Genomic DNA, 13,372 nt, shown 5'->3' with positions numbered 1-13,372 from the left:
GCCGCCGCCATCAAGAGGGCTGGGAGCTTAGGCATACCAACAGGGGAACAGCATGAGAAAGATGATCTTTGGCGCTCTCGCAACCTGCGTCTTGGCCGCATGCGCAACGGCAGGCAAGCCCATCGACGTCGCCCAAGTCAAGCAGCTCAGGCCTGGCGTGAGCACGATCACGGATGCAGAACGGATCTTCGGGCAGCCGATGAGCACCACGCATAACACCGACGGCACAACCCAACTTTTCTACGAATATTCAAGTGAAAAGATGGACCCCAAGTCGTTCATTCCGATTGTAGGCACCTTCGTCGGTCATGGTCCGAAAAGCCATACCCAGTACCTGGCCCTGATCTTCGATTCCAACGGGCACTATCTCAACCATACGGACAATGAACAGAACATTCAGTTCTGACGGGATCAGCTTGAACAGGTAAAGCATATGAATCAAATCGATGTTGCCAATACCACCCGCCAGCCACATAGCACGATCAAGATTGAAGAAAATTCGACGCGAACGGTCGTCACGCTCGTACCCGCCCAAAAGGAGCCACACAGGGTTGGCCCAATCCTCACCGGACTGGTCTTTGGTGGAATTGGAGGATTTATCGGCCTAGCTTTTACTTCGGCCACCCACAACCCAATCTATTTGCTTGGCGGCCTTGGGTTCGGTGTAGGCATGGGCATGCTCAGCAACAAACAGCTTAATACCGACCCCAGGGGACGAGTATTCGCAACTCGCATTGAAGCCACGCAAGATCGAATTGAAGCTCAAGATGAGAATGGCGCGGCTCATATATACAACGCAAAGGACATTGCGCGATTGCTCTGCCGCCAAACGTACAACGTAGTTGTCGGACGGACACAAATGTTCGGACGCCCCACGGTTGCGACCATCATGGGGAACGCCATTGAGAATGCAGGGGCGAATTCCCGCCAAAAGCGAGCAGACTGGTACGCCGAACGCTCATTCGTCGTCGAACTAGAAGCGAAAGGGAAACGCGTTGTCCTTGCCAACGGGCTTGATGAACCAACCGCCTTTGCCGCTTATCAGGCCATCTCCCGTCAAGTTGCCATCCCGAAATAAGCAAACTAGTAAGTGGAGATCATTTTCTACTTGGCTTCGCCCGCCAAGAAGCCCTGAACTGTGCAAGCGACTCGCCAGTCATGGACCACCAGGCAAGGATGCCACTTCTAACTTCCGCCGGCTTCCAGCTCTCCAAGCCGAAGCGAGAGAGCAACACGTTCGTGTCGATAAGCGCATGAAGAGCTGCTTCATGGTGTGAGCTTTCCCACGCCAGGATGTCGAAGCCTTGAACCAGGTGGTGTTCGGTTTCCACCTTCATGAGCCGTAAGCGTTGACGCAACAACGCGAGCCATTCGTCGTCGTGTTCGCGCATATCGAAGGCCACGATTCCGCAGTGCTCCCCGACGAAGCAGCTTCCCTTCGCACGCGGATATGCCCAGCGTTCGACCAGGTGAGCCCTCAGTTCTCCCTCCCCCCTCGCTTTAACCTTGCTCGGCACCCACACGTGGTTGGCCGACCGTTCGAGCGCGTCTAGCCTTCGCTTCATCGACCCTTCCCTGTTCGAAAAGCCAGGGACCAAGAGCGGGTCACGGTGCCGAACCGATTCGACGCACCCACCACACACGAGCCAATCGTTGACCGTTTCCTTCGATCCCCCAAGGCGATGAGGGATGACATTCATGAGCCGACCGGGTGCGGAATCATCGAGCGCCGTCCCACAGACCGCGCAGACTTTCCCATAGACATTGCCCGTGAAGTGTTTCTGCCAGGCCTTCCGTTTGAGTCCCCTCGGCTGTTCGTCTTTGCTCAGCTCCACGATGAAGCGAAGCACCGAACGCGACAGAGGAAGCGTGGGTTCTCCCCACACCTGTTGATCCAAATTTGAGCTTTCTGATTCATCGCTTCGCGTTGAAGTGTTCATGCGTTCCCCCGAAAAAGTTTGGTCTTCATTTCAGACTAACGAAGGAATGCGAACGCGCAAGAGGTTGAAAAACGTCGCCCAGGTAAATCCAAAAATGATGGGCCACGCCATGCGTTTTGAATGCCGCACCCCTCACAGCGGAAGGCCGACTTGCGTCAAAGCAAGAGCGGTCGCCTTTATCGCATGAAAAGCCAAAGCGTTTGGGGGTGGCAGAAAAATAACATACACAAAACGCATTCACTGAGGTGTCTGAGAAATGCCAAAAATCCCTTGTAAAGCCCGATGTGAAGCCATTTAAGCCGGCGTCACATTTTCAAAAGCTTGACATCTGACACCGCCTTTTTGACCCAAGAAAGTCTTAACCACGCCATTTAACCCGGCGTCAAGCTTCAAAATCTGACATCACCCCATTGACAAACCGCAAATCCTCGCCAATGTGAATCATATAGGGATCACATTGGAGACATTCATAATGAACAATGAAGACAAACATCGACTCACCATCAGGCTTCCACAATCCATAAAGGAGTCTCTTCAATCGATGTCGAAGCACACAGGATTACCCATGACCGAGCTGGTGGTCTCGGGAACTTTATTGCTCTTAGGACATGAGGAAGCGATGAGAGTCTACGAGAACAGAATCGATGACTTCTTGGACAAAGCAGCCGACCGACTCGACCACTTGCTCACCGAACACCAGGCAGTAGTCGATGATTTGATGGAGAAGATGGCGGACATCATCGAAGCCGACCGCTCCATCATCGAATACAACAAATCCATCCTTGAAGACTTCATTCGTCAGCTCAAAGGCGTGAACACCACCCGACCAGCTTCGGGAGGTTCGTCGCCTCGCGTTGGCCCAACAGGCGCGCCCATATTGGGTTGAGGGAGACATGAACATGAACTTCAAAAGCATTCGAATAGTGAGTCCTGCGACCGCCCGCATCACGTGGGCGGCCTTTCATATGAAGCCGGCCCGTTGTTCTCCCAGCCCAAAGTCATAGCCAAATCGAAGCGGATTGGGGCAACGCCCCTCTTCCTGTGCGCCTCGCTCCCACACCCAAGCCCGTGCCTGAGCCAATCGTCTATCACGGCCCCTATCAAGGTGAGCCCCTGAATCCATGGCAGCAGAATGCGATGGACGTTTTTCAAGACCTGAGAACGAGCCAAGCGGCGAAGGTAGACGACGCCTTAGCCAAGCTGAGGCGTGGACGATGAAACACGTTTAGACGTCTAAGCGTTCGCGATGTCTTTGAGATACTTGGGTTCAGAGAAGCACTTGCGGTGACGCTTGACCCATCGAGCAAACCGCGTGTCATCGGGGTCAGACAATCCGAAGCTCACGTCGGACCCAGGGATATCCACGTTCCTCATGAACCAGTCCGAGCGACCATAGTCGGTGGTCTTCACCGCCGTCATGGTCCGACCTTTGAGAACCAGTGATGTCCCAAGCCTTTCCGCAGTCCCGCCATCTAAGCGATGGGGCTGACCATAGGTAGGGTTGAACACAGGTGTGGGGGTGCCTTGGACTCGCCCAGTCAAGTCGGTGACAGGGTTTGTGATGATTTGGTCCGCTTCCTTGTAGTCATAGATGAGCGTGGACTTGTCACGCTTGCGTGAGACCGCGAGCTTGCCAATCGGAGCGGTGATGGATGACGCCTTCCGTTGGATGAAGACCATACCCTTCGCTCTATCGATGGTGGCTTTGATGGCCTCGCTCTCATAGAAGTCACGCCCATCACGAATGCGATACGCCTTGCTCTTCACCACATACGGCGTTCGAAGCATGGTCAGGAGCAGAACACCGCCGAGAACAACACCTGGGAGGCTCACCACGAGGTGGAACTCATCCACGAAGATAGCTTCCACCAACAGAGCTGGGATGGTGAGGGTGACCAACACGCGCTCGAACCAAGTCAGAAGCTTCCACCGACGCACGAGAAGCCACAATGAATAGACGGCCAAAAGAACGAAGACGAAGTGATAGTTGTCGCCCACCGCACGGGCCATGGGAACGATCAGGCGAAACAAGAATGGAAGCTGGAACAGCAGCGCCACCGCCACAAACATCAGCTTCCAACGAAGAAACAACCGCTCTTTCATCCCTATCCCCTTAGTCCATGCAAAGCGTGCTCACGCACCCATATCGTAGAGAACCCGACCAAAAAAGCACCCCCTTGTCGGAGGTGGGGGATGGTCTCGGCACGTCGACGCGGGTCTAGAGTTGCGAAAGGAAGATCGCTGACAGCTTGCGCAGCGCTCTTGGGCGTTAGACGCTAAGCGAACAATGGATGGGGGACGCAACATGTTGCGATGGGCACTGATGGGGAGTCTCTTGGCCCTGGTGGGTTGTTCTCAGTCCACATCGAGCGAAGGGCAAGCGAACACTGATTCACCAACACTTACTGCCCCTCAGAACATCTCGGGCATCTATGTGTCTCCCTACCTTGGAGCCAACCATGCCATCACGCTTCAAGCCCTGACGCTTACCCAAGTGGGCCAGCAGCTCACAGGAACCTTGGACACCACAGTCGCGGATACGAGTCACCACATCACCTCCCACTCAGACAACGTGACCGGTGCGATTGATGGGACACATGCGACGCTGTCCATCGAAGGATTCATTGGACACTCGAACATCTCGGCCACCGTCAAACCTAGGGTCATCACCCTTTCTTGGACGGACAAGGGCGAGCTTTCCACCGAAGTGTTTCAGGCCACCACCAACGCCAACTATGCGGACATGCTCCATAGTCTGACGAGCAGCACACAGGAAGCGATGGCCGCAGAGCAGAGGGCAGCAGCGGAGCACAAGCAGGACGAAGCGAACGAGAGCCTCGAAAAAAGCCTGTCGGCTTTCCTCGAACGAGAGCAGACCTGGAACCTCGACTTGGTTCACAAGAGGCGAGAAAAGGTGCGGAGCTACACCCAGCGAGCCGAGCACCAGATAGACGTCCTTTTGGCGAGGCACACGGGGATGGCCGATGTCCAGGCCAACTCGGTGACCGTGGAGATGAACGGTTCTCAGATTCAACTGAGCAACGACATTGGAAGCATGAAGTCCAACATCGACCAGGCCCGAGAGAACCTGAGAAAGTTTGACGCTGCGATTTCACAGAGCCCCTGCCTCACGCCTGACCACACCCTCAGTGAAGGTGCGCGGCCATCATGTGCCGGCTTACCTGATGTGGTGCGGCGGTATTTGGCCATCCATCCCAAAGCGGAAGGGATCTTGGATGAGGCAGAGCGCTACGACGCTCAGACACTTGCCGGCTATGAGGCCGCGCTTGCCTCCGCAAACCAGCGTGTCGAGCAGCAACAACAACGCGACTGAAAAAAACATCCCCGTTCGTCAAGTGCCCCCATCCATGATTTAGATGGGATTGGGTTTATCGGGCTCTCTAAGCGTGGCCTCTCGAACCAAAGTCATCAATCGGTCCCTCACCGCTTCATTGGCCAGCCGCTCACCCTCCATCCGAGCATCCTGGATGAGGCGGTCGAGCAGACCCGCTTCCTCATCCCAGCCCATCGCCTCGCAGACCTGTTCCCAGAACATCGCCTGGCGCATGAAGGTGAGTCGAGGACCATGAGCCGCCCTCCTCCTTCCCGTGCGTCCTGAGGCCTGACCTGAGACGACAGGAATGGATGGTGCGTGGGGTGCCTTGGGGGTCGGTTCGAGGATCTCCGCGAAGTCCTCTACGGGCAGCACAAGGCGACCTCCTCGCTTCGTCGCCCCAGGGAAACCGCCGTGCTTCATCTGGTCCCGAATCTTCTGCTTCGCACCCCTCGAAGTGCGTCCCAGAACCATGGCCACCTGGTCCACATCCAGAGCCCACACCTCACGACCGAAGACCTCTCGAAGGTGTTTGAGGGTGCGCTCACTCATTGGTGCAACTCGGAGGACTTGGAATGCAAGTGATTCGACTGACGAACGAACTCGACGCATGTGCCAAGGAACCGGTCGAGCACCCTCTGGTCAATCGGCCACTGCCATAGGGTCTGAGATTGCATCCGTCCCTCAATACGAGCCTCACTCGCCCCAAATGGCTCAGCCTGATGAGGCCGAAGCGTTGAGTAGGCCCTGAGCATTGGCCCTCTCTTCAAGATGCGAAAGCGCACTACCACGGGATCTAGGTCACCATCTGGTGCCACGCGAAGGCCAATCCGAGCCTCAGGGAAAGGCATAGGGACTGTTTTGTAAGCCAAAGCGTGCTTATCGGCATAGGCCTTACAGCATGCGATGAGTTCCAGTTCTTCCGGCGTTGGGGGACGAGCCGTGGTCCCTCTTCCCTTCTTCATACCCGCAATGCTCCAAGCTCTAACGGTCGAGTGTATTGATGAAACAGCGTAAGCCTTCGAACTTACGCTGCAAGCTCATGCTCGTAGTATGGATGTCGCTTGTCATCAAAGATCGCGTAAAGCGCCGCCAGGTTCGCCGGGTCAGGTGACAACCAAGCATCCAAGTGCTCGGGCCTGATGTTGATGATCGTTCTGTCGTGGCCAGCGGCTGCGACCTCAGGCTCAGGCTCATCAGTGATCGCCGCAAAGCTGTCTAGGTCCGGCAGCACACCCTTCGGGTCTGTCCACCTGGACCACAAGCAGGCAACCAACATGGGCTCACGGTCGCGGGGCGTGAACTGCAAGACTTGGTTTTTCCCGTCTGGCCCCTCCACGTTCTCATAGAACGTATCGACGACAAGGAGGGCATGAGAGCGGCCAAACAGCCCTTTCCAGAAGCCTTCGAGGCTGTCCCTGCGCGCGTTGTAAGTACCTGGGAACTTGGTATCAAAGAAGGCGGGTGTGCCAGCGGGGCGACATTGATACCGCATGGGTTTGATGACTCGCCGTCCCTCTTCAACCACAAGTACCGGAGCATAGTTGCCGGGGTAGATTCTGCTGTCCCTATCGAGCAAATCCCTGCGCACGAGGTCATCAAGGTCACGGCGCGCCCGACTCACCTTGTCGGTCGCAATCCGCCGGTCGTTGGCGGCCTTTTTGGTTGGCTTAGGGCCAGCAAGCACGACCTCTGCGGCAGCCAGGCGCTCAGACTGGGCACGAAGCTCATGGCGAAGCATGCCTTCGGCGGTGACGTTCGCCTCTCGCACAGTCTTGGCCAAAGCCATCCCCTCTTCGGAACGAACATCCAGAAGGGAGTCACGTGTGCGTTTGGGGACACGCCGAATCCAGCCGGCTGAACCACCCATTTCGTCAATCAGTCGAGCGAATGCGTGGATGTCGAGATCACCGCCAAGTTTTCGGTAGCGGTTCCAATCCGCCCATACCTGCGCTGAGTAACACATGCCAGCATTCCCTCCACGAGCCCATCTGAGAAGGTGCACCTGCCTTGGTCTCCTAGCCTGAGACCCGCACCACCGAACATCCAGCCATGGGTTATGTTCGCTGGACAGCGACCACAAGGAAACTGCTCGTGCTCACCTTCAATCAGCTTCTCGATTCTGTCGGGATTCCGCCAAAACAGACCCACATGGCTCGCCACCAATCTAAACGCGGACCACTAGGCAAGTCTCCGGCTGACTTGTGGCGCGCCGGGGACGGCTCTTTCGAACGGTACCAGTGCATCCAAAGTGACCCTGAGTTCGCGGTCGGCCATTGGCTAGCTTCATTTGTACCAGGACCAAACGGCGAGACGTTATTTGTCGGCCTGTACCGCGTGCTTACGATGGTGATGAATAAAGACCCGTCGATGACCTGTCCGATTGGCGGCCATAGTGTCCTAGACCACCACTTCTACACGATGGAACGCCTTGATGTGCTCGACGCCTATGTGGGTCGCCTAGTTATCGAGTGGGGGAAGGCCAAGATCGCCTGGGTACAGTGGGCCGGTCGGCAGCCCAAGGCCATCCTTGAAATCCGTGCGAACGTCACCGAAGCCCCCTTTCCTGGCCACATTCACTTCATCAGCACCATCCAGGCCTTGGCCGATGTGCCGGCCACGTGGAAGTCGAACTTGACGAACTCGCGAGGCGTCTATCTCTTAGTCTCTAAGAAGACAGGCCAGCAATACGTCGGAAGCGCCACAGGTAGCGAAGGATTCTGGGGGCGATGGCAGGCCTATGTCAGGGATGGGCACGGCGGGAACGAACTCATGAAAGACACCGCCGACGAGGACTATCAGGTATCAATCCTCGAGGTCGCCTCCTCGAGCGCTTCGGAACCCGAAATCCTTCGACTCGAAGCGCTCTGGATGAAGAAGCTCACTACCACGATAAACGGATTGAACAGCAGGCCAGGGAAGCGACAGACGAAGGCTTGAGGGGTTGTTTAGGTGTGTTGTAGGGGACCCATCGCATCTGAGCAGCCGCGCCGTCCAAAGTAGAAACCTTCGAAAACGGATTTTGCTTGGCCTCGCGCGCTTAGTCCGTCTTCGGAGTCAGCCGAAACTTGATGGGGGCAAGCGAAAACTTCTTCTTCATCTGCTCGACGGTCAGGAAGTCCACGCTTACAGCCTTGATCCCATCAAAACGGACGAAGACGAACTCACCCGCCTCGCCGTATTCCTCAATAGTTTGAAGCTGATAGATCGAGAGGAAGGTGTTGCCGCCAAGCTCGTTCACTCGACTCGACTTCACCTCCAAGAAGTGATCTCGGACCTTTCCTCCGACCTTGCGGATAGTCTTGATGTCGAAGGGGGATTGAGGCGCTTGTTTCGAAGTCCAATCAACACGGGAAGGGCTGACACCAATCGACTTGGCGTAGGCTACTTCACGCTCGTAGACCACCTTCTCGCCCAGCTCGCCTAGTTCCTTGTCAGGAAGCGAGAACTTGCCAGCCCCTGCTTTCTTCTGTCGCTCCGTGCGCTGGTCTGTCTTCAACGTCATTGCGTAGCGGTCTGCAAGACGCAAGATCACGTCAATCTCTCGCTCGACCACGACCCGCTCAGCAACATTGGCATGTTCTAGGCGCTGCCTTGCGCCCCTGAGTGCATCGGAGAGGATGTTGGCCGCGTGTCTCTTGTCTAGGTAGCGTCTGCCATTTCCCCAGTTCTCCAAGACCGGCATATGGCGCCCCTTAGCCGAGTCATAGGGGATAGAAGGCACAAGGAGAGTGGCCAGCTCTTCCGGGGCAGTTGCCTGGTAGACCCATTTGTAGCGACCTGAGAGGTGCGCCACGTCCTTGCGAATCACATCTTGGATGGGGCTTGTGACAAACACTGCGCCGCCATGGACCCCCACGATTTGGGCCGACTTCTCTCTGTCCGCCTTGTAGGTGAACCAAAAAATGACGAACTCGTCGCCCGCCTTATCGCTTCCTGGGATTGCCGTTGGAGGCAGATAGAGTTTGACGTCCTCGTCCTCCCTGAGCATGAAGTTCATGCACTCGTGGAACCCCTCCCCGCCGCGAATTACTGGCGCGTTGTATTCATCGTATTCGTTGGCACTTGCCGGCCTTGAATACTTGTTGTGGGCAGGAAGCCCCCTGTGGTCGTAGTGAATCTTGACTGCGAGGAAGCGGACCATGGCATTCCCTTAGCTGCACGGTTATCCCTGCATTTTGTGCTCATCCCCACCTCAGCGATAGCCACCATGAAGCATGGTTGCTTCCGTCGTAGCAGCAAGAAGCATGGACCCCGGGGCATGCGCGACAAGTAGCGCCGCCCCTTCTCACCTGGGACAAATCTGGGACAAATGGGGGGTGTTTTTGGGTGTTTCGGGGTGTTTTTCGAAGCTTGGCCTCATCGCCCGGAAACCGCTTGGAAGCGAGGTTTTTCAAGGCCTGAGGCCACTTTTCGGGGGTGTCCAAAAAGGCCCGTTGTCCCCTTAGGAGGGGGCCGCTCTATCCAACTGAGCTACGAGGGCAACGGCGGGATTTTGGCATGGATCGGCACTCCGGGGCGACGGGGCGGGGTCGGCCCGCAGGCATCGGCCTGCTAGACTTGCGGTTTTGACCGCTACGCCACATCTCGGTGGCGCAGTCAGCCATCGAAGGAGTCCGCATGTCCCACGAAATCCTCAAGGCGCTTGGCCTTTCCGCCGAGCTGTCCGGCACGTATCTCGGCCAGGGCGAATGGTCCACGACCTCCGATGCGGGCACGCTGCAGCCGGTGAACCCGGCGACCGGCGAGGTGATCGCCCGCGTGCACGCCTCCAGCCAGGCCGACTACGAAACCATCGTTTCCCGCGCCCAGGCCGCGTTCAAGGTGTGGCGCACCACCCCGGCGCCGCAGCGCGGTGAAGCCGTGCGGCTGTGCGGCGAAGCCCTGCGCAAGCACAAGGACGCGCTGGGTTCGCTGGTCGCGCTGGAGATGGGCAAGATCAAGCCCGAGGGCGACGGCGAAGTGCAGGAGATGATCGACATCGCCGACTTCGCGGTGGGCCAGAGCCGCATGCTCTATGGCTACACCATGCATTCGGAGCGCCCCGGCCACCGCATGTACGAGCAGTACCAGCCGCTGGGCCTGGTCGGCATCATCTCGGCGTTCAACTTCCCGGTCGCGGTGTGGGCGTGGAACGCCATGCTGGCCGCCATCGCCGGCGATATCTGCATCTGGAAGCCGTCGCCGAAGGTGCCGCTGTCGGCGATCGCCACGATGAAGATCTGCAACGAGGCGCTGAAGGACGGCGGCTTCCCGGACATCTTCTTCCTGTTCAACGACGGCGGCACCGAGCTGGCGCAGACCTTCGTCGACGACAAGCGCATCCCGCTGATCAGCTTCACCGGCTCGACCAAGGTCGGCCGCATGGTCGGCGAGCGCGTGGCCCACCGCATGGGCCGCTCGCTGCTGGAGCTGGGCGGCAACAACGCGATCATCCTGGACCAGAGCGCCGACCTGAAGCTGGCGATCCCGGGCATCGTGTTCGGCGCCGTCGGCACCGCCGGCCAGCGCTGCACCACCACCCGCCGCCTGTTCGTGCACACCTCGATCTACGACACCGTGCTGGAGACCCTGGTCAAGGCGTACAAGCAGGTCGAGGGCAAGATCGGCGACCCCACCCTGTCGACCACCCTGATGGGTCCGCTGAACAGCCCGGAGAGCGTGCAGGCCTACCTGGCGGCCGTCGAGAAGGCCAAGGCCTCGGGCGGCACCATCGCCACCGGCGGCGCCGCGCTGACCGACCGCAAGGGCAACTTCGTGCTGCCGACCATCGTCACCGGCCTGAAGAACTCCGACGAGGTGGTGCAGTCGGAAACCTTCGCGCCGATCCTCTACGTGATGCCGTTCGACAGCATCGACGAGGCGATCGAGATGCAGAACGACGTGCCGCAGGGCCTGTCCTCGGCGATCTTCACGCAGAACCTGAAGGTGGCCGAGCAGTTCCTGTCGGCGGCCGGCAGCGACTGCGGCATCGCCAACGTCAACATCGGCACCTCGGGTGCGGAGATCGGTGGCGCCTTCGGCGGCGAGAAGGAAACCGGCGGCGGCCGCGAGTCCGGCTCGGATGCGTGGAAGGTCTACATGCGCCGCCAGACCAACACCATCAACTACTCCGACGCACTGCCGCTGGCCCAGGGCATCAAGTTCCACGTGTAAGCCGTCGGTCCGGCACGCACGGGCCCCGGCCCGCGCGTGCTTCCGGGCGGGAGGCCACATGGCTTTCCCGCCCGCCTCCCAAGGGGATTTCCGAGATGAGCACGACGTCCGCCCCCCGCTCCACCTGCACGCTGGCCGTGGTCAGCCTGTGCTTCGGCATCGCGGCCTGGACCGTGCTGCCCTTCATCGGCGCCATCGTCGCCGTGATCTGCGGCCACCTGGCGCGCCGCGACATCCGCCAGACGATCTCCGAGCCGCTCGACGGCGACGGTTTGGCCGTCACCGGCCTGGTGCTCGGCTACGCGCAGCTGGCCCTGTCCCTGCTCACCGCCATCGCCCTGCTGTTCTTCGGCTCGGTGCTGCTCGGCTTCCTGGTGCACGCCTGGTCATGAATGTCCCGCCGTCCGACGCCCCGTTCCGCCTGGAGGGCTACCGCGTCGTGGTGGCCGGCGGCAGCCGCGGCATCGGGCGCGCAATAGCGTTGGCCTTCGCGCGATCCGGTGCGGCCGTGTCGGTGTGTGCGCGCGGCGAGGCGGCGCTGGCGGAGGTCCGCGACACGATCCACGCCGGGGGTGGCAAGGCGCATACCCAGTCCTGCGATCTCGCCGACCCGCAGGCGATCTCGCGTTACATCGATGCGGCGGCCGAAGCACTGGGCGGCATCGACGTGCTGGTGAACAACGCCACCGGCTACGGCTTCGCCGAGGACGACGAAGGCTGGACTGCCAACTTCCAGATCGACCTGATGGCGGCGGTGCGTGCCTCGCGCCACGCCCTGCCCCACCTCCGGCAGAGCAGTCGCGCCAGCATCCTGCACACCAGCTCGATCGCCGCGCTGCGTCCGCGTGCCGGCGGCGCGCCGTACGCGGCGATCAAGGCCGCGCTGAGCCACTACACCGGCTCGCAGGCGCTGGCGCTGGCGCCCGACCGCATCCGGGTGAACGCGATCGCGCCCGGCTCGATCAGTTTCCCCGATGGCCTGTGGGAACGCCGGCGCGTGGAGGAGCCCGCGCTGCACGCGGCGACGCTGGCGAAGATCCCGTTCGGTCGTTTCGGCACGCCCGAGGACGTGGCCCACGTCGCCCTGTTCCTCGCCTCCCCCTGGGCCGGATGGATCACCGGCCAGACCCTCGCCGTGGACGGCGGCCAGATGCTCAACGGCTGAGTCCCATGTCCGACCTGCGCAGCACCGAGCGCTTCAGCGACCGCGTCGCCGACTACGTGCGCTATCGCCCCGACTATCCGGTCGCGCTGGTCGACTGGCTGCGCCGCGAACATGGCGTGGACGCCTCCTGGGACGTGGCCGACATCGGCGCCGGCACCGGTATCTCGGCCCGGCTGTTCCTCGATGCAGGCCACCGGGTGACCGCGGTCGAGCCGAATGCACCGATGCGCGCGGCCGCCGAGCAGTGGCTGGGCGACAACCCGCGCTTTCGCGCCGTCGACGGCCGTGCCGACGCGACCGGCCTGCCCGCTGCCAGCGTCGCGCTGATCGTGGTGGCGCAGGCCTTCCACTGGTTCGACGAAGCGGCGGCACGTCGCGAGTTCGCGCGCATCCTGCGCCCGGGCGGCCTGGCGGCGATCATGTGGAACTCGCGCCGCCTCGCCGGCACGCCGTTCCTGGAAGGCTACGAGGCGCTGCTCCAGCGCTACGGCACCGACTACACCAGCGTGGCCGAGCGCTACGCCGACGAATCGCGCATGCGCGCCTGGTTCGGCAATGGCTTCCGCGGCACGGGACGTTTCGACCATGGCCAGAAGCTGGACTTCGACGCGCTCAAAGGCCGCCTGATGTCCTCCTCCTACGCGCCGCAGGCGGGCCATCCGCAGCACGCGCCGATGCTCGATGCCCTGCGTAAGCTGTTCGACGCCACCGCGGTCGACGGCCGCATCGATTTCACCTACGACACCCGCGTCTACGTGGGCACTTTGAGCTGACCGC

At 59.8% G+C, this 13,372-nt stretch carries 14 protein-coding genes; 9 read left to right on the top strand and 5 right to left on the bottom strand.

From position 1 onward, the window contains the following. Positions 1-52: 52 nt before the first annotated feature. Positions 53-406: an outer membrane protein assembly factor BamE gene (locus tag ATSB10_RS03390; protein WP_157469028.1), complete on the top strand. Its 354-nt coding sequence runs from the start codon at positions 53-55 to the stop codon at positions 404-406. 27 nt (positions 407-433) lie between these two features. Then, on the top strand, positions 434-1,078 hold the full coding sequence (locus ATSB10_RS19205; RefSeq protein WP_157469025.1) for a hypothetical protein: 645 nt from the start codon (positions 434-436) through the stop codon (positions 1,076-1,078). Between the two features lie 19 nt (positions 1,079-1,097). Here ATSB10_RS19205 and ATSB10_RS19200 read toward each other — a convergent pair whose 3' ends face one another. After that, positions 1,098-1,940 (bottom strand): hypothetical protein, encoded by an 843-nt coding sequence (locus ATSB10_RS19200; RefSeq protein ID WP_157469022.1) that lies wholly within the window; start codon positions 1,938-1,940, stop codon positions 1,098-1,100. A gap of 565 nt (positions 1,941-2,505) precedes the next feature. On the opposite strand from ATSB10_RS19200, the gene ATSB10_RS03380 reads away from it, so the two are divergent. Beyond that, complete coding sequence (locus ATSB10_RS03380; RefSeq protein WP_063670474.1) at positions 2,506-2,826, top strand: hypothetical protein; 321 nt, start codon at positions 2,506-2,508, stop codon at positions 2,824-2,826. Between the two features lie 347 nt (positions 2,827-3,173). On the opposite strand, the gene ATSB10_RS03375 is transcribed toward ATSB10_RS03380, so the two are convergent. Continuing rightward, entirely contained in the window at positions 3,174-4,043 is an 870-nt protein-coding gene (locus ATSB10_RS03375) for a hypothetical protein (protein WP_063670472.1), read from the bottom strand. 202 nt (positions 4,044-4,245) lie between these two features. On the opposite strand from ATSB10_RS03375, the gene ATSB10_RS03370 reads away from it, so the two are divergent. After that, positions 4,246-5,274: a hypothetical protein gene (locus tag ATSB10_RS03370; protein ID WP_157469019.1), complete on the top strand. Its 1,029-nt coding sequence runs from the start codon at positions 4,246-4,248 to the stop codon at positions 5,272-5,274. Positions 5,275-5,313: 39 nt separating this feature from the next. Here the strand turns inward: ATSB10_RS03370 and ATSB10_RS19195 are convergent, their stop codons facing one another. Both ATSB10_RS19195 and ATSB10_RS03355 read right to left on the bottom strand, forming a co-directional pair. Beyond that, positions 5,314-5,826 (bottom strand): hypothetical protein, encoded by a 513-nt coding sequence (locus ATSB10_RS19195; RefSeq protein WP_157469016.1) that lies wholly within the window; start codon positions 5,824-5,826, stop codon positions 5,314-5,316. A gap of 475 nt (positions 5,827-6,301) precedes the next feature. Further along, positions 6,302-7,240, bottom strand: a complete 939-nt coding sequence (locus ATSB10_RS03355; RefSeq protein WP_063670464.1) for an SOS response-associated peptidase family protein — start codon at positions 7,238-7,240, stop codon at positions 6,302-6,304. A gap of 128 nt (positions 7,241-7,368) precedes the next feature. Here ATSB10_RS03355 and ATSB10_RS03350 point away from each other — a divergent pair, with 128 nt between their 5' ends. After that, positions 7,369-8,214, top strand: a complete 846-nt coding sequence (locus tag ATSB10_RS03350; protein ID WP_157469013.1) for a GIY-YIG nuclease family protein — start codon at positions 7,369-7,371, stop codon at positions 8,212-8,214. Positions 8,215-8,314: 100 nt separating this feature from the next. Here the strand turns inward: ATSB10_RS03350 and ATSB10_RS03345 are convergent, their stop codons facing one another. Next, complete coding sequence (locus ATSB10_RS03345; RefSeq protein ID WP_063670460.1) at positions 8,315-9,418, bottom strand: hypothetical protein; 1,104 nt, start codon at positions 9,416-9,418, stop codon at positions 8,315-8,317. Positions 9,419-9,894: 476 nt separating this feature from the next. Between ATSB10_RS03345 and amaB the strand changes: the two genes are divergently transcribed. The 4 genes from amaB to ATSB10_RS03325 all read left to right on the top strand — a co-directional run bounded on the left by amaB (position 9,895) and on the right by ATSB10_RS03325 (position 13,368). Further along, complete coding sequence (gene amaB / locus ATSB10_RS03340; protein ID WP_063670458.1) at positions 9,895-11,430, top strand: L-piperidine-6-carboxylate dehydrogenase; 1,536 nt, start codon at positions 9,895-9,897, stop codon at positions 11,428-11,430. 95 nt (positions 11,431-11,525) lie between these two features. Continuing rightward, complete coding sequence (locus tag ATSB10_RS03335) at positions 11,526-11,822, top strand: DUF4190 domain-containing protein (RefSeq protein ID WP_063670456.1); 297 nt, start codon at positions 11,526-11,528, stop codon at positions 11,820-11,822. Next, complete coding sequence (locus tag ATSB10_RS03330; RefSeq protein ID WP_063670453.1) at positions 11,819-12,595, top strand: SDR family NAD(P)-dependent oxidoreductase; 777 nt, start codon at positions 11,819-11,821, stop codon at positions 12,593-12,595. Before ATSB10_RS03335 ends, ATSB10_RS03330 begins: the two co-directional genes overlap by 4 nt. 5 nt (positions 12,596-12,600) lie before the next feature. Then, a complete protein-coding gene (locus ATSB10_RS03325; RefSeq protein WP_063670451.1) occupies positions 12,601-13,368 on the top strand; it encodes a class I SAM-dependent methyltransferase in 768 nt (255 codons plus the stop codon). Positions 13,369-13,372 lie beyond the last annotated feature (4 nt).

Source organism: Dyella thiooxydans (assembly GCF_001641285.1).
In the GTDB taxonomy this organism is placed as follows: Bacteria; Pseudomonadota; Gammaproteobacteria; order Xanthomonadales; family Rhodanobacteraceae; genus Dyella_A; species Dyella_A thiooxydans.
This window is presented reverse-complemented; position numbering and strand designations above follow the sequence as displayed.